This is a genomic window from Pseudomonas sp. GW821-FHT09C10, from assembly GCF_059418085.1.
Genome location: NZ_JBWKPE010000010.1, coordinates 200,682 through 220,403, shown reverse-complemented (window position 1 = coordinate 220,403; position 19,722 = coordinate 200,682). Strand labels below are relative to the sequence as shown.

Here is a 19,722-nt window from a genome sequence, read left to right as displayed (position 1 = left end):
CTGCCTGGCACACTGCAGCGCTCTTATTGGGGCTGCTGCGCAGCCCAGCGCGGGGCAAGCCCGCTCACTACAGGTTACTGTTTGCCGGTTCTATCTCTTAGCTGATCGGCGTTAGGGCAAGCCCGCTCCCGCCGTGTTGGATCAGCGCAACCAGTTAGTCCGCGCCAATTCGATCACTTCATCTCCACGCCCACTCATCACCGCCTTGAGCATGTACAGGCTGAAGCCCTTGGCCTGTTCCAGCTTGATGCTCGGCGGCATCACCAGTTCCTGGGTGGCCGTCACCACATCCACCAGCACCGGGCCATCATGGGCCAGGGCGCGGCGCAATGCCGGTTCCAGGTCTTCCGATTGCTCCACGCGAATGCCGAGGATGCCCATGGCGTTGGACATGGCGGCGAAGTCCGGGTTTTTCAGCTCGGTGCCGGCATCCAGATAACCTGCGGCCTTCATTTCCATGGCGACAAAGCCCAGGGACGAGTTATCGAACACGATCACTTTTACAGGCAATTTCAGCTGCGCCAGTGAAATGAAATCCCCCATCAGCATGGCAAAACCGCCGTCGCCGGACATCGAGATCACCTGGCGTCCCGGGAAGGCCGCCTGCGCGCCAATCGCCTGGGGCATGGCGTTGGCCATCGAGCCATGGTTGAACGAGCCGATCAGGCGGCGCTTGCCATTCATTTTCAGGTAGCGCGCGGCCCACACGGTCGGCGAGCCCACGTCGGCGGTGAAGATCGCATCGTCGTCCGCCAGTTCGCAGAGCAAACGCGCCACGTATTGCGGGTGGATCGGCCGGTTGGCCTTTGACGGTTGCGCCAGGTCGTCCAGGCCTTGGCGGGCTTTTTCGTAGTGCTTCAGCGAGGTCTCGAGGAAGTTGCGGTCGGTCTTGCGGGTCAGGCGCGGCAGCAGGGCGCCGATGGTCTCGCTCACATCGGCAGCGATGCCCAGGTCCAGCGTGGCGCGACGGCCCAGGGCCTGGGGGTTGCGGTCGACCTGGATGATTTTGGCAGCGGTAGGGTAGAACTGGCGGTACGGGAAGTCAGTGCCGAGCATGATCAGCGTGTCGCAGTCGAGCATGGCGTGGTAGCCGGAGCTGAAGCCGATCAGGCCGGTCATGCCCACATCAAATGGGTTGTCCCATTCCACATGCTCCTTGCCGCGCAGGGCGTGCACCACCGGTGCCCCCAGCGTGTCGGCCAGGGCCACCACCTGATCATGGGCACCGGCACAGCCACTGCCGCACAGCAGGGTGACTTTCTTGCTGCTTTCAAGGATCTCGGTCAGGCGCTGCAGGTCCTGTTCCGCCGGCAGGGTACGCGGTGCGTGCAGGGCCGGCCAGGGCTTGAGCGTGTCTTCGACTTCCAGCAACGATACGTCCCCCGGAATCACCACCACCGCCACGCCGCGGTTGAGGATCGCCGAACGCATGGCACGGTGCAGCACGTGTGGCATCTGCTCGGGGTTGGTGACCAGCTCGATAAAGTGGCTGCACTCCTTGAACAGTTCCTGGGGATGAGTCTCCTGGAAGTAATTCAGGCCGATCTCGGAGGAGGGGATTTGTGCGGCAATCGCCAGCACCGGCACATGGTTGCGATGGCAATCGAACAGGCCATTGATCAAGTGCAGGTTGCCCGGCCCGCAGCTGCCGGCGCACACCGTCAGTTCACCCGTGGCCGCCGCTTCGGCACCGGCGGCGAAGGCGGCGACTTCTTCGTGGCGCACGTGCATCCACTCGATGCTGTCCATGGTGCGCAGGGCGTCGGTGAGGCCGTTGAGGCTGTCGCCGGTCAGGCCCCAGATGCGCTTGATCCCCGCCTGTTCAAGGGTGGTCGCCAATTGCTGGGCCAGGTTGATTTTCGCCATGAAGAACTCCAATCGTCAGTGAGGTTAAAAGCTGCTGATCAATAGGGGACAGTTCGATCACGGCGAATGCTCCGTCTTTAATGTGAAGATTGCGTCATGGTTGCGCGGTATTGCCGGGTGCGCCGGGCGATAAACCATTGGTCACACGCCAGCGCCAGCCATGGCACGACATTGGGTTTAGGCAGACGACCGCGACTCAGGCGGCGCATCTGGTCCCGCACCACGGCCAGGGTGGCGAGGGCGGCCAAGGGTTTGCGTTTCCAACTGATCGGCTTGAGTTGCGGGTTGAGGTCGCGCCCCTCGTGCCAGTGCTTGATCAGTTGCGGTTCCAGGGTCAGGGCGGTAGCGATGCCGGCCATGGCGATGCCGCTGTCCAGCACTTGTTGCACGATGGGCAGGCGACGAATGCCGCCGGTGACCATCAGCGGCATCTTGGCGATGGTCGCCAGTTCCTTGGCGAACTCCAGGAAATACGCTTCGCGGGCCAGGGTGCGGCCGTCCCGCGCTTCGCCTTGCATGGCCGGGGCTTCGTAGCTGCCGCCGGATAATTCCAGCAGGTCGATGGGCAGCGGGTTGAGCATCTCGACCACGGCGCGCGCGTCGTTGGCGTCGAAGCCGCCGCGCTGGAAGTCGGCCGAATTGAGTTTGACCGCCACACAGAATGAAGGACTGACGCTGGCACGCACGGCGTGGATCACTTCCAGCAGCAGGCGTGCGCGGTTTTCCAGGGGGCCGCCCCAACGGTCAGTGCGTTGGTTGCTGAGTGGGGAGAGAAACTGGCTGAGCAGGTAGCCGTGCGCGCCGTGGATCTGCACCCCGGTGAACCCGGCTTTCTCGGCCAGGCGTGCGCTGGTGGCGAAGCGTTTGATCACGTCTTGAATGTCGTCTTCGGTCATGGCCCTGGGCTTGGCGAACATCTTCGAAAAGCTGCCGAGGTCCAGTGCAATCGCGGAGGGCGCCAGGGCCTGCTGGCCGAGGTTGGCCATGGTCTGGCGCCCCGGATGGCTGAGCTGTACCCAAAAGTGCACGCCCTTGTCGCGGGCCACGGCGGCCCACTCGCGAAAGCTGCCCAGGTGCTGTTCGTCTTCGAGGGCAACGCCGCCGGGACCGGTCATGGCGCGGCGGTCGATCATCACATTGCCGGTCAGCAGCAGGCCGGGCTCGCCGTCCGCCCAGGTCTTGTACAACTGCTTCAATTCGCGGGAGGGCGCCTGTTGCGCATCCGCCATGTTTTCTTCCATCGCCGCCTTGGCGATACGGTTGGCGAGAACTTGGCCATTGGGCAGTTGCAAGGGTTCAAAGGGTGACATGGGTTGACTCCTGAGCACGGGAGGCCTCAGGCTAAGCTTAAAGTTAACTTTAATGTCAAGCAGGCGTGTTGATGAATATTGGAGAGCTGGCAAAACAGAGCGGGCTGGCGGCGTCGCGTATCCGTTTCTATGAAGCCGAAGGGCTGATCAGCCAGGTGGGGCGCCAGGCCAATGGCTATCGCCGCTATGCACCGGAGGCCTTGCAGACGCTGCGCTTGATTCAGAGCGCGCAGCAGGCCGGTTTCACCTTGCAGGAACTCAAGGCGCTGATGCCGGCCCCCGGCGAGCACAAGCGCGACGAGCTGATCGAGGCGCTCGAGCGCAAGGTCGAGCAGATTGAAGCGATGCAGGCGCAACTGGCGCACAGCAAGGCGCAGTTAGTCGGGGTGATCGACGCGGTACGCGCGCAACCGGAAGGTGTGCCGTGTTCGATGGGGCAGAAGCAGGTGCTGGCGTCGATCAAACTCAACTCATAAAAAAGCCCTGGCATGCCAGGGCTTTTTCATTTGTACAGACTCAGCGACGACGGAACAGCGGCAGCGGTTCATCCGTTGCAGCCTGGTACGTCACCGAGAAGTCCTTGAGGCTTTCCAGCGCTTCGTACGGGTCTTTGTCGGCGCGCAAGGCGAAGGCATCGAACCCGCAACGGCGCAGGTAGAACAGCTGGTCGCGCAGCACGTCGCCAATGGCCCGCAGCTCGCCTTTGTAACCGTAGCGGTCACGCAACAGGCGTGCGTTGGAATAGTTGCGACCGTCGGTGAAGGCCGGGAAGTTCAGGGCGATGACCTGGAAGTGTTCCACGTCAGCGCCGATCTCTTCGGCTTCTTCATCGGCGTCCAGCCACACACCCAGGCCGCCGTCGCGGGCCTTGAGGGCGTGGCCGTGTTCGCGCCACAGGGCCAGCGGCACGATCAGGTCGTCGCAGTTGGAGATGCCGTCGAAGCTCGCGTCCTTGGGCAGCAGGTGCCAGGTTTCGTCGAGTACTTCGTTGTTCTTAATGATTCGCTGCATAGACGCGCTCCTTGAACAGGTCAATGCCGATGCGCTGGTAGGTGTCGATGAAACGCTCATCTTCGGTGCGCTGTTCGATGTACACGTCGATCAGCTTGCCGATCACCTCGGGCATGGCTTCCTGGGCGAAGGACGGGCCGAGGATCTTGCCCAGGCTCGCATCGCGGCTGGCGCTGCCACCCAGGGACACTTGGTAGAATTCTTCGCCTTTCTTGTCCACGCCCAGGATGCCGATGTGGCCGACGTGGTGGTGACCACAGGCGTTCATGCAACCGGAGATGTTCAGGTCCAGCTCGCCGATGTCGAACAGGTAGTCCAGGTCGTCGAAACGGCGCTGGATCGATTCGGCGATCGGGATCGACTTGGCGTTGGCCAGGGAGCAGAAATCGCCCCCTGGGCAGCAGATGATGTCGGTCAGCAGGCCGATGTTCGGCGTGGCGAAACCGCCTTCGCGCAGTTCGCCCCACAGGGTGAACAGTTGGCTCTGCTCAACGTCCGCGAGGATGATGTTCTGCTCGTGGGAGGTGCGCAGCTGGCCGAAGCTGTAGCGCTCGGCCAGGTCGGCGACGGCGTCCAGCTGCTTGTCGGTGATGTCGCCCGGTGCAACACCGGTCGGTTTCAGCGACAGGGTCACGGCCACATAGCCCGGCTTTTTGTGCGCCAGGGTGTTGCGGGTGCGCCAGCGCGCAAAGCCCGGGTGCTGCTGGTCGAGCGCTGCGAGCTCGGCATCCTGATTGCTCAGGGCCTTGTACTCAGGATCGACGAAGTGCTTGGCCACACGGTGCACTTCGGCGTCGGTCAGGGTGGTCTGGCCGCCGCGCAGGTGCTCCATCTCGGCCTCGACTTTCTGGGCGAACACCTCAGGGGTCAGCGCCTTGACGAGGATCTTGATCCGCGCCTTGTATTTGTTGTCACGACGGCCGTAGCGGTTGTAGACCCGCAGGATGGCGTCGAGGTAGCTCAACAGGTCCTGCCACGGCAGGAACTCGTTGATGAACGCACCCACCACCGGGGTACGGCCCAGGCCGCCACCCACCAGGACACGGAAACCCAGCTCGTCGGCCGCGTTGTACACCGGCTCCAGGCCGATATCGTGCACTTCGATGGCGGCACGGTCCGAGGTCGAGCCATTGATGGCGATCTTGAACTTGCGCGGCAGGTAGGCGAATTCGGGGTGGAAGGTGGTCCATTGACGGACGATTTCACACCACGGGCGTGGGTCGATCAGCTCGTCGGCGGCAACCCCGGCGAATTGGTCGGTGGTCACGTTGCGCAGGCAGTTACCACTGGTCTGAATGGCGTGCATCTGCACGGTGGCCAGTTCAGCCAGGATGTCCGGCACATCTTCCAGCGCCGGCCAGTTGAACTGCACGTTCTGGCGGGTACTGATGTGGGCATAGCCTTTGTCGAAGTCGCGGGCAATCTTGGCCATCATGCGGGTCTGGCGCGAAGTCAGTTGGCCATACGGCACGGCCACCCGCAGCATCGGCGCAAAGCGCTGAACATAAAGGCCATTTTGCAGGCGCAGAGGGCGGAACTCTTCTTCGCTCAGTTCACCTGCTAGGTAGCGTCGGGTCTGATCACGGAACTGCTTGACGCGGTCCTCGATGATGCGCTGATCGTATTCGTCGTATACGTACATATAGGTCCTGTTCTCGGCAAATCTGCGCGCACGGCCGCGCACTCCCAACGGAGCCGGCGCACGATACCAGTTTGCGTTTATGCGCAAAAGTGATGTTTGAGTATATGCACATAACCAAAATGACTAATGAGAAGGGTTATCGTGATACCCACATTTGTCATGCGGGCAATCGTGAACTTTACTGTGAGCGTGTTTGAGTGCAATCACCTATAAAACCGACAAGAGGCGATGCAATGAGCAATCCGACCAAAGCCCGTAAACCTGACAGTACCGTTGATGCCTGGGCCATTCTGTTCCTGATCATTCTGGTGGTGGGAACGGCCGTTTTCTGGGTCAGCCACCAATAAAGGACGTTGATTGAGCCTCGATTGGTTCAGGCATTGCCACTATCATGGCGGCCTATTTTCGAGGCTCAAGCATCCATGTTGAAGGTGTTGATTACGTGTGTCTGGTTGCTGGGATCGACGTGTGGGGCGATGGCTCATGCAACGTCGGTGGTGTTTCTCAACCCGGGCATGTCGACGGAAACCTTCTGGGTCAGCTACGCGCAATTCATGCAGGCCGCCGCCAAGGACCTCGGCCTGGACTTGCGCGTGCGTTATGGCGAGCGTGATGCCGACAACACGCTAGCCCAGGCGCGTGAGGTGCTGCAAGGCAGTCAGCGGCCTGATTACCTGGTGCTGGTGAATGAGCAGTACGTTGCACCGCAGATCCTGCGCATGGCCGAGGGCAGTGGCGTCAAGCTGCTGGTGGTGAACAGCGCGCTGACCTCCGATCAGGTGCAATTGCTGGGAACCCGCCGTGGCATCCGTCTGATCGGCAGCCTGGTGGCTGACGATGAACAGGCTGGCTACCTGATGCTCCGCGACCTGTTGCGCCAGCACGGTCCGGTTGCCCCCGGCCAATCCCTCGATCTGCTGGCCTTTTCCGGCGTCAAGACCACGCCGGTTGCGCAATTGCGTGAGCGCGGCATGCGTCGGGCGCTGGCCGAACATCCCGAGGTGCGCCTGCGTCAGTTGGTCTACGGCGAATGGAACCGCGAACGCGCCTTCGAACAAGCGACGCAACTGTTCAAACGCTACCCGCAGACGGCGCTGGTGTGGTCGGCCAACGATCAGATGGCGCTGGGCGCCATGCAGGCGCTGCAGGGCAGTGGGCGGTTACCGGGCAGGGACGTGCTGTTCAGCGCGGTCAACAGCTCGCCGGAGATCCTGCAGGCGCGCCTGGATGGACGCTTGTCGTCCCTGGTCGCCGGGCATTTCACCGTGGGCGGCTGGGCCATGGTGTTGGTCCATGACGATGCCAAGGGCCTGGACATTGGCGCCTATGGCGGACGCGACCGGCAGTTGGCGTTGTTCCAATTGATCGATGCCAGCCAGGCGCAGCGCTTGTTGGGGCCGACACCCTCGGTGAATTTCCGCGCGTTGTCCGCCCAGGACAAGCCCCTGTCCTATCGTTACCCGTTCAGCCTGCACCTGCTGCTGCGCTAGACGCCGGCCAGGTGCAGCACCAGCTTGACGATGCCGAACAGCGTCAAGGCGAATACTGCTGTGAACAGAATGCCCAGGATCACGAAGTGGCTGGGTTTGCCGTGGGTGAAGTCGCGGGCGCGATTCTTGCCGCTCTGCACGCCAAAGGCGGCGGCCATGACGCTGTGGAGCATCTGCCAGAAGGTCGGCGGCTTGTTGTTGACTGGATCGTCCATACATCCCTCGACACAAGGTGTGTGAGGGACAGCATAGACAATCCAGGCCGGCTTAGTTGTCGTAGCCCAGGTTCGGCGCCAGCCAGCGCTCGGTCACGGCCAGGTCCTGGCCCTTGCGCGCGGTGTAGCTGGTCACCTGGTCCTTGTCGACCTTACCGACGGCAAAGTACTGCGCCTGCGGGTGGGCGAAGTACCAGCCGCTGACTGCCGCCGCCGGGAACATCGCGTAGTGCTCGGTGAGGAACACGCCGCTGCGCCCAGCGTGCATTTCGCGGGCCTCGGGGTCGAGCAGTTGGAACAACTGGGCTTTCTCGGTGTGGTCCGGGCACGCCGGGTAACCGGGGGCAGGGCGGATGCCGCTGTACTGCTCCTTGATCAGCGCCTCGTTGTCCAGTTGCTCGTCCTTGGCGTAGCCCCAGTGTTCCTTGCGCACCTGCTGGTGCAGCCACTCGGCACAGGCCTCGGCCAGGCGGTCGGCCAGGGCCTTGACCATGATCGAGTTGTAGTCGTCGCCCGCGTCCTGGTAAGCCTTGGCCACGTCTTCGGCACCGATGCCGGCGGTGGTGATGAAGCCACCGATGTAGTCGGTCACGCCGCTGTCCTTGGGCGCGACGAAGTCGGCCAGGGAGAAGTTCGGCTTGCCGTCGGTCTTGATGATCTGCTGGCGCAGGTGGTGCAGCCTGGCAATCGGCTGGCCGTCTTCGCCGTAGACTTCGAGGTCATCGTCCTGCACCTGGTTGGTCGGCCAGAAACCGAATACCGCGCGGGCGCTGATGAGTTTTTCGTCGATCAGCTTCCTGAGCATTTCCTGGGCGTCGGCGTACAGCGCGGTGGCGGCTTCACCCACCACTTCATCGGTCAGGATGCGCGGGAACTTGCCGGCCAGGTCCCAGGAGATAAAGAACGGGGTCCAGTCGATGTACTCGGCCAGGGCGTTGAGGTCGATATTGTCCAACACCCTTGAGCCGGTGAAGGTTGGCTTGACCGGCGTGTAGGTGCTCCAGTCGAACTGCGGCTTCTTGGCGATGGCCGCCGGGTAGCTCAGGCGTTCGGTGCGCGCGCTGCGGTTGGAGGTGCGTTCACGCACGTCGATGTATTCCAGGCGGGTCTTCTCGACGAAGCCGGCCTTCAATTCCTTGGACAGCAGCTGCGTGGCCACGCCCACCGCACGGGAGGCGTCGGTGACGTAGATCACCGCGTCGTTGCTGTACTTGGGCTCGATCTTCACCGCCGTGTGCGCCTTGGAGGTGGTCGCGCCGCCGATCATCAGCGGCAGGTGGAAGTCCTGGCGCTGCATCTCGCGGGCCACATGCACCATCTCGTCCAGGGACGGCGTGATCAGGCCGGACAGCCCGATAATGTCGCACTTCTGCTCCTTGGCCACCTGCAGGATCTTCTCGGCCGGCACCATCACGCCGAGGTCGACGATGTCATAGCCGTTGCAGCCGAGTACCACGCCGACGATGTTCTTGCCGATGTCATGCACGTCGCCCTTCACCGTGGCCATCAGGATCTTGCCCTTGGCTTCCGGCTTGTCGCCTTTTTCCAGCTCGATGAACGGGATCAAGTGGGCCACGGCCTGCTTCATCACGCGGGCGGATTTCACCACCTGAGGCAGGAACATCTTGCCGGCGCCGAACAGGTCGCCAACGATGTTCATGCCGGACATCAGCGGGCCTTCGATCACCTCGATAGGGCGGGCGAACGACAGCCGCGATTCTTCGGTGTCTTCGACGATATGGGTGGTGATGCCCTTGACCAGCGCGTGTTCCAGGCGCTTGTTGACCGGCCAGCCGCGCCACTCTTCGGTCTCGGCTTCTTTTACGCTGCCGTCGCCCTTGTACTTGTCGGCGATGGCGAGGAGGGCGTCGGTGCCTTCCGGGGTGCGGTTGAGCACCACGTCTTCCACGGCATCGCGCAGCTCGGCCGGGATCTGGTCGTAGATCTCCAGCTGGCCGGCGTTGACGATACCCATGGTCAGGCCGTTGCGGATCGCATACAGCAGGAACACCGAGTGGATCGCCTCCCGCACCGGGTTGTTGCCGCGGAACGAGAACGACACGTTGGACACGCCACCGGAGGTCAGCGCATACGGCAGCTCGTCGCGGATATAGGCGCAGGCGTTGATGAAATCGACGGCGTAGTTGTTGTGCTCTTCGATGCCGGTGGCGACCGCGAAGATGTTCGGGTCGAAGATGATGTCTTCGGGTGGGAAGCCGACTTCATCCACCAGGATGTCGTAGGAGCGCTTGCAGATTTCCTTCTTGCGCGCTTCGGTGTCGGCCTGGCCGGCCTCGTCGAAGGCCATCACCACCACGGCGGCGCCGTAGCGTTTGCACAGCTTGGCGTGGTGAATGAACTGCTCGACGCCTTCCTTCATGCTGATGGAGTTGACGATGCCCTTGCCCTGGATGCACTTGAGGCCGGCTTCGATCACTTCCCACTTGGAGGAGTCGATCATGATCGGTACGCGGGAGATGTCCGGCTCGCCGGCAATCAGATTGAGGAAGGTCACCATGGCCTTCTTCGAATCGAGCATGCCCTCGTCCATGTTGATGTCGATCACCTGGGCGCCGGCTTCCACCTGTTGCAGGGCGACTTCCAGGGCTTCGGTGTAGTTGTCCTCGCGGATCAGGCGGGCGAAACGCGCAGAACCGGTGATATTGGTGCGCTCGCCGACGTTGACGAACAATGAGCTGCGATCAATGGTGAACGGCTCCAGGCCCGACAGGCGACAGGCCTTGGGGATGTCCGGGATGATGCGCGGCGCGTAGCCGGCCACGGCCTTGGCGATGGCTTCGATATGGCCCGGGGTGGTGCCGCAGCAGCCGCCGACGATATTGAGGAAGCCGCTCTGGGCGAACTCTTCGATGACCTTGGCGGTTTCCGACGGCAGTTCGTCGTACTCGCCGAATTCATTGGGCAGCCCGGCGTTGGGGTGCGCGGACACATGGGTGTTGGCTTTGTTGGACAGCTCTTCCAGGTACGGGCGCAGCTCGCTGGCGCCGAGGGCGCAGTTCAGGCCCACGGAAATCGGCTTGGCGTGGGCCACGGAGTTCCAGAAGGCTTCGGTGGTCTGGCCCGACAGGGTGCGGCCGGAGGCGTCGGTGATGGTGCCGGAGATCATGATCGGCAATTCGATACCGAGCGTTTCGAACACACCCTGCACGGCGAAGATCGCGGCCTTGGCGTTGAGGGTGTCGAAGATGGTCTCGATCAGGATCAGGTCGGCGCCGCCTTCGATCAGGCCTTGGGTGGCCTCGGTGTAGTTCTCCACCAGTTCATCGAAGGTAACGTTGCGGTAGCCGGGGTTGTTCACATCGGGCGACAGCGAGCAGGTGCGGCTGGTCGGGCCGAGGACGCCGGCGACGAAACGCGGCTTGGCCGGGTTCTCGGCGGTCTTGGCATCGGCGATCCTGCGCGCCAGGCGTGCGCCTTCGACGTTCAGTTCATAGGCCAGTTCTTCCATGCCGTAGTCGGCCATGGAGATGCGGGTGGCGTTGAAGGTGTTGGTTTCGAGGATGTCCGCACCGGCATCCAGGTAGGCCTTCTCGATTCCGCCGATCACGTCCGGGCGGGTGAGCACCAGCAGGTCGTTGTTGCCCTTGACGTCGCTCGGCCAGTCGGCGAAGCGTTTGCCGCGGTAGTCGTGTTCTTCCAGTTTATAGCTCTGGATCATCGTGCCCATGCCGCCGTCGAGGATCAGGATGCGTTCCTTGAGGGCGTGGTGAAGGGCTTGCAGACGAGCGCTACGATCGGACATGGGACTACTCTGGTCAGGCATTACGGAGGGCGTGGATCATAACAAACCTGTGCGGATTTGCGGCATGCCGGGCTTTTGCATGAATATCGCTCATGTTGAGCGGGGGCATGGCCCGGTAGAATCACCGCCACTTTAAACCGCACGCATTGAATCGGGACCGGATACATGTCACTTCGTCTTATCGTCAGCGCCGTCCTGGCATTGATAGCCAGCAGCGCTCTGGCAGAAGGTCCCGCTCCGGCGATCTCGTATACCCGCGACATCCAGCCGATCTTCACCGAGAAATGCGTGGCCTGCCATGCGTGCTATGACTCCGCGTGCCAGCTCAACCTGGGCAGTGCCGAGGGTGCGGCGCGCGGTGCGACCAAAGTGCCGGTCTACGACGGCGAGCGCAGCCAGGCCACACCCACCACGCGCTTGTTCTATGACGCCTTCGGCAAGCAGGCCTGGCAGCAGAAGGGCTTTTATTCGGTACTCGACGCCCAGGGCAGCCAGGCCGCGTTGATGGCGCGCATGCTGGAGCTGGGGCATACCGCAGCGCTGAAGCCCAATGCCAGGTTGCCCGAAGAGATCGTATTGGGCCTGAACCGCGAAAACATGTGCGCCACCCCGGGCGAGTTCAACGCCTATGCCGGTGCCCATCCCAAGGAAGGCATGCCGTTGGCGGTCACCGGCCTGAGTGACCAGCAGTACCAGACCCTGCAACGCTGGCTGGCCTCCGGTGCACCGATTGACCAGCAAGGCGTGGCCCCCAGCGCCCGGGAAGCCGCGCAAGTGCTGCAATGGGAAAACCTGCTCAACGCCCCCGGCGCGCGGGAAAGCCTGGTGGCCCGCTGGTTGTTCGAGCACCTGTTCATTGCGCATCTGTATTTCGAAGACGGTGAGCCTGGGCATTTCTTCCAGTGGGTGCGCTCGCGTACCCCCAGCGGCCAGCCGATTGACCTGATCAATACCCGTCGCCCCAATGACGATCCCGGCACCCGCGTGTACTACCGCCTGTGGCCCGTGGAAGGGGTGATCGTCCACAAGACCCACATCACCTACCCCCTCAGCGCGGAAAAAATGGCGCGGGTCAAAGCCCTGTTCTACAGCGGCGACTGGCAGGTCAGTGCCTTGCCCGGCTACGGTCCCGGCCGGCGGGCCAACCCTTTCGAGACGTTCGAGGCGATTCCGGCCCAGGCGCGTTACCAGTTCATGCTGGATAACGCCGAATACTTTGTGCGCACGTTTATTCGCGGGCCGGTGTGCCGCGGGCAAATTGCCACGGATGTGATCCGCGACAATTTCTGGGCGTTGTTCCAGGCGCCCGACCACGACCTGTACATCACCGATGCCCGCTATCGCGGGCAGGCCACGCCGTTGCTGGCGATGCCAGGGCAGAATGATGACGTGGGCAGTGTGCTCAGCCTGTGGCTCGAATACCGCGATAAGCGCAACCAGTACGAAGCCCTGCGGCGAGACAGCTATGCCGAGTTGCCGGCGCCCAGTTGGTCGACCCTGTGGGCCGGCAATGACAATGCCCTGTTAAGCATCTTCCGCCACTTCGACAGCGCCTCGGTCAATAAGGGCCTGATCGGTGAAGTCCCGCAGACACTGTGGTTGTTCGACTATCCGTTGCTCGAACGCACCTATTACCAACTGGTGGTCAATTTCGATGTGTTCGGCAACGTATCGCACCAGGCCCAGACCCGGCTGTACTTCGACCTGATCCGCAACGGTGCCGAGCAGAACTTCCTGCGCCTGATGCCGGCCGATAGCCGCGATGCCTTTATGGATGATTGGTACCAGAACAGCGGCAAGATCAAGCTGTGGCTGGATTACGAAGCCATCGACGACGACACGCCTACCGCCTTGCACCTGGATAAGAAGGACCCCAAGCGCGACTTCGCCAACCAGTTGCTTGCCCGCTACGGTGACCTGAATGCCAGCCCGGATCCGATCAATCGTTGCGGGGGCGCGTTTTGTTCGCGCGACGGTATCGACCCGGCGCTGCAGGACGCCGAACAGGCGCTCAGCCGCCTGACTTCACGCCCGGCGGCGGGGCTCAAGGTGATTGACCAGTTACCTGAAGCGACGATGCTGCGCGTCGAAACCGCCAGCGGTAAGCGCGTGGTCTACAGCCTGCTGCGCAATCGCGCCCACAGTAACGTGGCATTTCTGCTGGGTGAGGCTTATCGCTATCAGCCTGGCCTGGACACACTGACCCTTTACCCTGGAGTGCTCAGCAGTTACCCGAACTTCATGTTCAACATCCCTGCCCAGGAGGTGCCCGAATTCGTCGCCGAAATGGAGCGGGCCAAGGACGCCAATCGCTTTGAGAAAATTGTCGACCGCTGGGGCGTGCGCCGCAGCCACCCGCTGTTCTGGCAGTATTTCCACGATTTGTCCCAGTACATCCGCGAGACGACGCCGGTGGAAGAAGGGGTGCTGGATATGAACCGTTATGAAAACCTCTGACAGAGGCGAACGTCTTTTCCGACAAAATTACTCGGACTTTGTACCTGCGTAATATTTTGGCGTAAACTGCCGGCAAGCCTGTGAGGAGTTTCCATGACTGCCATAACCATTACCGACGCCGCCCACGATTACCTGGCTGACCTGCTGTCCAAGCAGAACACCCCGGGAATCGGCATCCGCGTCTTTATCACCCAGCCTGGCACCCAGTACGCCGAGACGTGCATCGCCTACTGCAAGCCCGGTGAAGAGAAACCTGAAGACACCGCCCTGGGGCTGAAAAGCTTCACCGCGTATATCGACAACTTCAGCGAAGCCTTCCTGGACGATGCCGTGGTCGACTACGCCACCGACCGCATGGGCGGCCAATTGACCATCAAGGCGCCCAACGCCAAGGTGCCTAATGTCAATGCCGACAGCCCGGTCAACGAGCGCATCAACTACTACCTGCAAACCGAGATCAACCCGGGGCTCGCGAGCCACGGCGGCCAGGTGAGCCTGATCGACGTTGTCGATGACGGCATTGCCGTATTGAAGTTCGGCGGCGGCTGCCAGGGCTGCGGCCAGGCGGACGTGACCTTGCGTGAAGGCATCGAACGGACCCTGCTGGAGCGTATTCCGGAGCTCAAGGGCGTCCGTGATGTGACGGACCACACGCAGAAAGAAAACGCCTACTACTGAGTAAGGCGTTCACTGCGAACAAAAAACGGCGCCCGTGAGCGCCGTTTTTTATTATTAAAATTCAAGCAGTTATGCCATCTATCTAACAAGTAGGATTAAGTGTGGAAGGGGTCAAGCCCCCTCCCACATTTTTTGCATTTATTCAGTTAAATCAGTGTGTTGTTGATGATTTGTGAATTAAAAAATCAATTTCGAATGTTGACTCTATCTCCCTGACAAGGAAGGTCAAATGTGGGAGGGGGCTTGCCCCCGATAGCGGTGCCTCAGTCGACTCATGAGCAGGCTGACACACCGTCATCGGGGGCAAGCCCCCTCCCACTTTTTTATTGTATTTATTCAGTTGAATCAACGTGTTATTGGTTTTTAGTGAAGTAAATAATCAAGGCCGATAAAGGTGCGCATGCCCGGCCCGATACAACGACGAGTCACTGAAACTATCACTCGCCAGTACCCGACCTACCACAATCAACGCCGTACGCCGAAAGCCCTTGGCGGCGACTTTGTCGGCAATATCGCTGAGGGTGCCCACGGCCCAATCCTGATCCGGCCATGTCGCCCGGTGAACCACGGCAATCGGGCAGTCTGCTCCGTAGTGCGGCAGCAGTTCGGCGACAATCTTCTCCAAATGGTTGACCCCCAGATGAATCGCCATGGTGGTGCCATGGCGGGCCAGGCTGTTGAAGTCTTCGCCGGCCGGCATGCGGGTTTTATCGGCGTAGCGGGTCAGGATCACGCTTTGGGCGATGTCCGGCAAGGTCAGTTCGGTCTCCAGCAACGCTGCGCAGGCGGCCACCGCGGTGACGCCGGGAATGATCTGGAAGGGGATGCCCCACTCGCGCAGGTAACGGATCTGCTCGCCAATCGCGCCATACAGGCTCGGGTCGCCGGAGTGCACGCGGGCCACATCCTGGCCGTTGGCGTGGGCAGCCTTGAACAGTTCGATGATCTGTTCCAGGTGCAGTTCGGCGCTGTTGACCACCTGCTGCGCCTGATGACCCTCCAGCACCGCCGCCGGCACCAGCGAGCCGGCATAGATGATCACCGGGCAACTGCGGATCAGGCGTTGGCCTTTGACGGTGATCAATTCCGGATCGCCGGGGCCGGCGCCGATGAAGTAGACGGTCATGGAGAATTCCTGTGGAAAAACGGGCGAGCATGAAGATTGCTCATGATCGGGACTGACGATTATCGGGATTTTAGCCGGCGCAGGCCAATGCAAAGGTGGCCTGGGCGGTTTTCTGGCGGGTGATCAACAAGCGGGCAGGGCCGCCGCAGAGCTGTTCGGCCAGGGCCAGGGCGGCACTTTCGGCGACGCCGTAACAGCCGGTATTGGCAAACGCGACCGCCGATTTGTGGCTCAGCCGGTCTTCGTAAACGGCCAGTTGCCCGGCGTTGAAGCATTGCAAGGGCAGGTCGAGCAGTCGGGCCAGGGCGAGTAACCCTGGCTCGTCCTGTTTACGGTCGATGCTGGCCAGTGCCGTGACACGCTGGCGCTCGATCCCGCCCTCGGCCAGGGCGCTGTCCAACAGGCCCAGCAGGGTGTCGACATCACAACCCCGCTGGCAACCCAGGCCGACCACCAGGGTCATGCCGAGTATTGATCGTCGCGGTTGCGGCGGAACAACCAGGCACTGATCAGGCCAAGGGCCAGCCAGAACGCCACGTTGGTCAACTGCGAAGCGATCTTGAACTGCGCTTCGAGGGCTTCCGGCGCCAGCATCGAATGGGTTTCCGGCTGCGGTGCACCGATCACATGCGGCACCACCAGGATCGCCACGCCCAGGACTTTCAGCAGCCAGTTGCGACCAAACACGATCAGGGCAATACCCACAGCCGTCGACGCAGCGGTGCCGATCCACCAGATCTGCCGTTGTGCCAGGTCGGCGGCGGCAGTGCCCGGCAGCTCCGGTGGCAGGCCCAGGGTGGGCGCCAGCACAAAGGTCGCGTAGCCGGCCAGGCCCCACAGCAAGCCTTGGGCCGTGCGGGTCGGTGCGTGCAGGGTATAGAGGCCGGCGAGCATCAAGGCGAAGCCGACGGCCACCACCAGGTTGCCGCCGGTGGTCGACAGCACACGCTGCCAGCCGTCTTCGGGCTCCCAGGCTTCGGCGTCGTGGGTGTGTGCGGCGGCGCCAGCAGCATGCTCATGGGCCACTTCAGTCGCGGCCGGGGCCTTTTCAAAGGTTTCCGCCTGCAGAATCAGCGGAGCGACCCAGAAGCTTTGCAGCAGGGTCAGCAGCAGGGCGGCCAGCAAGCCGGTGAACCCTGCGGTTTGCGCAATACGCTTGATCATGTCGGCAGGCCTCAGTGGCACGGGAACGCGGCGCTGTGGCGGGTATCGTGGGCAGCGTTGTGCACCGCCTCGATGTGCGAGAAACCGGCGAAATACACCAGGCACGCGCCGAGGATCGACGCACCGATGGCGGCGGTCAGGCGTTGGCTGAGGGTGGCGGAGCTGCTGGCGGTGTGCGAGGTGCTGCTGACGATCGACATGGCGCGTCCCTTTCAGGTGTCAGGGTGACACGAGCGCATGCAAACCCCGCGAGCCAGGCACGCAGGGTTTTAACAGCGCCCGCCCACCGCGGGTTTGTTATTCGAGGTTATTCGGGCCGGTCTCCGGGCTTGCGAGGGACACTGGGTCTACAAAACGTCGCCTTCCCATGCCGTACAGGCACAGTGGATCTGACGCTTCACTCGCTTACCGTTGCGGGGGCAGCACCGGACTCGTCATGACGCCATGACTCACCGGTTTCCCGTTTCACCCTGTGAAGGGCACCCGAAACAAGATGTGTAGGAGAGCATGGGCAGTGGGCGGGCGTCAAATAGACGACTGACGCCCCGCGGTTTACGGCAGGCGTTCCAGTGGATGTTGATCAGGCAGGGCGATGGGGCGAGTAAGAGGCCTCCATGCGTGCGTACGTAATATTGGACAAATTAAACCTGTCGTCTGGTTTGGTTGAATGCAAGAACGCGCCACGCGTTATATCCAACTGACGAAGCAGGCTAGGCCTATTAAGAAGCTCTCTGGCAACGGCTGTTGCATTGTAGGAGAAGTCTCGGGTGCTCCGTATTTCCCGTGCGGCCTCTCGCAGTTCGTTAAAGTTTACATATTCATCGTTAGCACCTTCGGCGAACTCGCGAAAATAAACTCTGACTTGCCCCAGCAAAGACCCATCGCTAAGACTTTTGAAGTCTTCAGCGATAATAGCGACATTGTTCCAGGTTGCCTCGCCGTAGGGCTCTCCACGGATGTGTGAAAAGAGTGACGTCATTAGGTCTGGGCGGCTGATGACCTCCTTCGCAAGCTCTATTTGCTCTTGTTTGGCATCTCGTCCGTCGTGTAGTTTGCCTGCCGCCATCTTTTTTAGGTCGGTCAGGCGAAAGCTGTTGCGTGCCTTACCGTTCGGGCCTTCCAGATCACGGAAATGGTCCAACAGTTCTTTGGCCAGCAACGGGTTGCTGTGGTTCTCGAAAAAGGTAATGTCTGATGGTTTTTTTTGTGCCGCTGCGAGGGGCAGAGAATCAGTTTTGGGGTGTACGTTGCCAGTCACTTCGATCGATGCCGAAGGGAGGGGCGCAGTAGTTTGAGTGCGTATTGAAAATTCCATAGTGTTTTTATCCGAGTTGGCTATGCTGCGTTAAACTTCGTCTATTGGCAAAGCTGCTCCGGGGATGGGTGGTGTTTTTCGATGTTTCTGTTCCCTGTACTCATTTGGGAACTGATTACGTTAAGTTGCAGCGCTTCTTTAATTCGTATGGACTAAATAATTAGTCTGGCTTCAAGGCGAGCTTTTACATAAGTTGCGCACTATTGCCGTCTGCACTGATATCAAAGGTTCTGAACCAAACGCCTAATGATGGGCGTCCGTTTTCAACCCCTGGATAGTGTTCAGGCGGGCGGTCAGGCCGTTTCGACATTGACCCGCTCGTACTCACTGCGTAGCCTTGCACCCTCGAGGTTCTTCGGCCCAGGCCGAAGCTAAGAAGGGAACGCGGTTCAAGCCGCGGCTGCCCCCGCAACTGTGAAGGGTTTATCTGACTGCCACGCCACTGCCACTGCGGCGGGAAGGCGCAGTCGGCGCCGGTCGCAAGACCCGCAAGCCCCAAGCCAGGAGACCTGCCTCGCCACCGATTTTCCAATTCAACCGGGCGGGGTGATCCGGTGACGAAATCCGCTTCTGCGCGCCGCAGGGCCCATCGTCCCGTATGCCCGCCCCAAAGGGCATCCGATGAAAACACTGGCCAAACTCCCCGTCACCATCGTTACCGGCTTCCTTGGCTCGGGCAAGACCACCTTGCTGCGCCATATGCTCGACAACGCCCAGGGCCGTCGCATTGCGGTGATCGTCAACGAATTCGGCGAACTGGGCATCGACGGTGAGATCCTCAAGCAGTGCTCCATCGGTTGCACCGAAGAAGAGGCCAACGGCCGCGTGTACGAGCTGGCCAACGGCTGCCTGTGCTGCACCGTGCAGGAAGAGTTCTTCCCGGTGATGCGCGAACTGGTTGCCCGTCGCGGCGACCTCGACCATATCCTCATCGAAACCTCGGGCCTGGCCCTGCCAAAACCCTTGGTACAGGCCTTCCAGTGGCCGGAAATCCGCAGCGCCTGCACGGTTGATGCGGTCATCACCGTGGTCGACAGCCCGGCCGTGGCCGCCGGCACCTTTGCCGCGTTCCCGGATCAGGTCGACGCCCAGCGCAAGCTCGACCCGAACCTGGACCATGAATCGCCGCTGCACGAGCTGTTTGCCGACCAGTTGGCCAGCGCCGACCTGGTAATCCTCAACAAATCCGACCTGATCAGCGCCGAAGACCTGGCCCGTGTGCGCCTGGAAGTCGCCGAAGAACTGCCGCCGGCGGTGAAGATCATCGAAGCCAGCAGCGGTCGCCTGCCGTTGGACGTATTGATCGGCCTGGGCGCGGGGTCCGAAGAACATATCGACGCTCGCCATAGCCACCACGATCATCACCACGAAGGTGAGGAAGATCACGATCACGACGCCTTCGATTCCATCTCCATCGACCTGCCCCAAGCCGACGAAGCGCTGCTGCTCGACGCCCTGAACCAATTGGTGGTTCAGCACGGCATCCTGCGGGTCAAGGGCTTCGCCGCCATCCCGAACAAGCCGATGCGCCTGCTGATCCAGGGTGTGGGTACGCGTTTCGACAAGCACTTCGACCGTGCCTGGGGCGCCGACGAAGCGCGCATCACGCGGCTGGTGCTGATCGGCCAGGAGCTGGACGCGGCGGGCCTCGAAGCGCAACTACGCGCCGCCCTCAGCGTTTAACC

16 protein-coding genes and 2 riboswitches are annotated in these 19,722 nt (G+C 61.6%); of the genes, 5 read left to right on the top strand and 11 right to left on the bottom strand.

The annotated features are described in order from the left end of the window. Positions 1–141 precede the first annotated feature (141 nt). Together poxB and AC07OT_RS19940 are read right to left on the bottom strand one after the other, a co-directional pair. Positions 142–1,866 carry a ubiquinone-dependent pyruvate dehydrogenase gene (poxB, locus tag AC07OT_RS19945; RefSeq protein ID WP_495108860.1) on the bottom strand — a complete coding sequence of 575 codons (1,725 nt, stop codon included), beginning with the start codon at positions 1,864–1,866 and terminating at the stop codon, positions 142–144. Positions 1,867–1,943: 77 nt separating this feature from the next. Next, complete coding sequence (locus AC07OT_RS19940) at positions 1,944–3,176, bottom strand: NADH:flavin oxidoreductase/NADH oxidase family protein (RefSeq protein WP_495108859.1); 1,233 nt, start codon at positions 3,174–3,176, stop codon at positions 1,944–1,946. Positions 3,177–3,247: 71 nt separating this feature from the next. Between AC07OT_RS19940 and AC07OT_RS19935 the strand changes: the two genes are divergently transcribed. Continuing rightward, positions 3,248–3,652: a MerR family transcriptional regulator gene (locus AC07OT_RS19935; RefSeq protein ID WP_092488660.1), complete on the top strand. Its 405-nt coding sequence runs from the start codon at positions 3,248–3,250 to the stop codon at positions 3,650–3,652. Positions 3,653–3,692: 40 nt separating this feature from the next. Here AC07OT_RS19935 and AC07OT_RS19930 read toward each other — a convergent pair whose 3' ends face one another. Beyond that, positions 3,693–4,187, bottom strand: a complete 495-nt coding sequence (locus tag AC07OT_RS19930) for a DUF934 domain-containing protein (RefSeq protein ID WP_003235539.1) — start codon at positions 4,185–4,187, stop codon at positions 3,693–3,695. Further along, the gene (locus tag AC07OT_RS19925; RefSeq protein WP_495108858.1) at positions 4,171–5,829 is read right to left on the bottom strand and encodes a nitrite/sulfite reductase; all 1,659 of its coding nucleotides are present in this window, start codon (positions 5,827–5,829) and stop codon (positions 4,171–4,173) included. Before AC07OT_RS19925 ends, AC07OT_RS19930 begins: the two co-directional genes overlap by 17 nt. A gap of 422 nt (positions 5,830–6,251) precedes the next feature. Between AC07OT_RS19925 and AC07OT_RS19920 the strand changes: the two genes are divergently transcribed. Next, positions 6,252–7,319, top strand: a complete 1,068-nt coding sequence (locus AC07OT_RS19920) for an ABC transporter substrate-binding protein (protein ID WP_495108857.1) — start codon at positions 6,252–6,254, stop codon at positions 7,317–7,319. On the opposite strand, the gene AC07OT_RS19915 is transcribed toward AC07OT_RS19920, so the two are convergent. Continuing rightward, positions 7,316–7,534 (bottom strand): DUF2970 domain-containing protein, encoded by a 219-nt coding sequence (locus tag AC07OT_RS19915; protein WP_027606482.1) that lies wholly within the window; start codon positions 7,532–7,534, stop codon positions 7,316–7,318. The two genes, AC07OT_RS19920 and AC07OT_RS19915, sit on opposite strands and share 4 nt — an antisense overlap. Before the next feature lie 52 nt (positions 7,535–7,586). Next, positions 7,587–11,297 carry a methionine synthase gene (metH, locus tag AC07OT_RS19910; protein ID WP_495108856.1) on the bottom strand — a complete coding sequence of 1,237 codons (3,711 nt, stop codon included), beginning with the start codon at positions 11,295–11,297 and terminating at the stop codon, positions 7,587–7,589. Between the two features lie 165 nt (positions 11,298–11,462). Between metH and AC07OT_RS19905 the strand changes: the two genes are divergently transcribed. Together AC07OT_RS19905 and nfuA are read left to right on the top strand one after the other, a co-directional pair. After that, entirely contained in the window at positions 11,463–13,754 is a 2,292-nt protein-coding gene (locus AC07OT_RS19905) for a fatty acid cis/trans isomerase (RefSeq protein WP_281114120.1), read from the top strand. Between the two features lie 93 nt (positions 13,755–13,847). Beyond that, positions 13,848–14,432: a Fe-S biogenesis protein NfuA gene (nfuA, locus tag AC07OT_RS19900; RefSeq protein ID WP_027606479.1), complete on the top strand. Its 585-nt coding sequence runs from the start codon at positions 13,848–13,850 to the stop codon at positions 14,430–14,432. Positions 14,433–14,811: 379 nt separating this feature from the next. Here nfuA and cobM read toward each other — a convergent pair whose 3' ends face one another. The 5 genes from cobM to AC07OT_RS19875 all read right to left on the bottom strand — a co-directional run bounded on the left by cobM (position 14,812) and on the right by AC07OT_RS19875 (position 18,037). Beyond that, positions 14,812–15,558 (bottom strand): precorrin-4 C(11)-methyltransferase, encoded by a 747-nt coding sequence (gene cobM, locus AC07OT_RS19895; protein WP_495108855.1) that lies wholly within the window; start codon positions 15,556–15,558, stop codon positions 14,812–14,814. 70 nt (positions 15,559–15,628) lie between these two features. Beyond that, the gene (locus AC07OT_RS19890) at positions 15,629–16,021 is read right to left on the bottom strand and encodes a cobalamin biosynthesis protein (RefSeq protein WP_495108854.1); all 393 of its coding nucleotides are present in this window, start codon (positions 16,019–16,021) and stop codon (positions 15,629–15,631) included. After that, positions 16,018–16,722 (bottom strand): CbtA family protein, encoded by a 705-nt coding sequence (locus tag AC07OT_RS19885; RefSeq protein WP_495108853.1) that lies wholly within the window; start codon positions 16,720–16,722, stop codon positions 16,018–16,020. Before AC07OT_RS19885 ends, AC07OT_RS19890 begins: the two co-directional genes overlap by 4 nt. Before the next feature lie 11 nt (positions 16,723–16,733). Continuing rightward, positions 16,734–16,922 carry a CbtB domain-containing protein gene (locus tag AC07OT_RS19880; RefSeq protein ID WP_065941218.1) on the bottom strand — a complete coding sequence of 63 codons (189 nt, stop codon included), beginning with the start codon at positions 16,920–16,922 and terminating at the stop codon, positions 16,734–16,736. A gap of 97 nt (positions 16,923–17,019) precedes the next feature. After that, positions 17,020–17,224: riboswitch (cobalamin riboswitch) on the bottom strand. 78 nt (positions 17,225–17,302) lie between these two features. Further along, a complete protein-coding gene (locus tag AC07OT_RS19875; RefSeq protein ID WP_495108852.1) occupies positions 17,303–18,037 on the bottom strand; it encodes a hypothetical protein in 735 nt (244 codons plus the stop codon). Between the two features lie 331 nt (positions 18,038–18,368). Beyond that, positions 18,369–18,568, top strand: a riboswitch (cobalamin riboswitch). A 90-nt stretch (positions 18,569–18,658) separates the two neighbouring features. On the opposite strand from AC07OT_RS19875, the gene cobW reads away from it, so the two are divergent. Next, on the top strand, positions 18,659–19,720 hold the full coding sequence (cobW, locus tag AC07OT_RS19870) for a cobalamin biosynthesis protein CobW (RefSeq protein ID WP_065941219.1): 1,062 nt from the start codon (positions 18,659–18,661) through the stop codon (positions 19,718–19,720). Positions 19,721–19,722: the final 2 nt, after the last annotated feature.

Excerpts from the sequence above, each read along its gene's own strand:
- poxB (WP_495108860.1), bottom strand. The coding sequence starts at position 1,866 with ATGGCGAAAATCAACCTGGCCCAGCAATTGGCGACCACCCTTGAACAG.
- AC07OT_RS19940 (WP_495108859.1), bottom strand. The coding sequence starts at position 3,176 with ATGTCACCCTTTGAACCCTTGCAACTGCCCAATGGCCAAGTTCTCGCC.
- AC07OT_RS19935 (WP_092488660.1), top strand. The coding sequence starts at position 3,248 with ATGAATATTGGAGAGCTGGCAAAACAGAGCGGGCTGGCGGCGTCGCGT.
- AC07OT_RS19930 (WP_003235539.1), bottom strand. The coding sequence starts at position 4,187 with ATGCAGCGAATCATTAAGAACAACGAAGTACTCGACGAAACCTGGCAC.
- AC07OT_RS19925 (WP_495108858.1), bottom strand. The coding sequence starts at position 5,829 with ATGTACGTATACGACGAATACGATCAGCGCATCATCGAGGACCGCGTC.
- AC07OT_RS19920 (WP_495108857.1), top strand. The coding sequence starts at position 6,252 with ATGTTGAAGGTGTTGATTACGTGTGTCTGGTTGCTGGGATCGACGTGT.
- AC07OT_RS19915 (WP_027606482.1), bottom strand. The coding sequence starts at position 7,534 with ATGGACGATCCAGTCAACAACAAGCCGCCGACCTTCTGGCAGATGCTC.
- metH (WP_495108856.1), bottom strand. The coding sequence starts at position 11,297 with ATGTCCGATCGTAGCGCTCGTCTGCAAGCCCTTCACCACGCCCTCAAG.
- AC07OT_RS19905 (WP_281114120.1), top strand. The coding sequence starts at position 11,463 with ATGTCACTTCGTCTTATCGTCAGCGCCGTCCTGGCATTGATAGCCAGC.
- nfuA (WP_027606479.1), top strand. The coding sequence starts at position 13,848 with ATGACTGCCATAACCATTACCGACGCCGCCCACGATTACCTGGCTGAC.
- cobM (WP_495108855.1), bottom strand. The coding sequence starts at position 15,558 with ATGACCGTCTACTTCATCGGCGCCGGCCCCGGCGATCCGGAATTGATC.
- AC07OT_RS19890 (WP_495108854.1), bottom strand. The coding sequence starts at position 16,021 with ATGACCCTGGTGGTCGGCCTGGGTTGCCAGCGGGGTTGTGATGTCGAC.
- AC07OT_RS19885 (WP_495108853.1), bottom strand. The coding sequence starts at position 16,722 with ATGATCAAGCGTATTGCGCAAACCGCAGGGTTCACCGGCTTGCTGGCC.
- AC07OT_RS19880 (WP_065941218.1), bottom strand. The coding sequence starts at position 16,922 with ATGTCGATCGTCAGCAGCACCTCGCACACCGCCAGCAGCTCCGCCACC.
- AC07OT_RS19875 (WP_495108852.1), bottom strand. The coding sequence starts at position 18,037 with ATGGAATTTTCAATACGCACTCAAACTACTGCGCCCCTCCCTTCGGCA.
- cobW (WP_065941219.1), top strand. The coding sequence starts at position 18,659 with ATGAAAACACTGGCCAAACTCCCCGTCACCATCGTTACCGGCTTCCTT.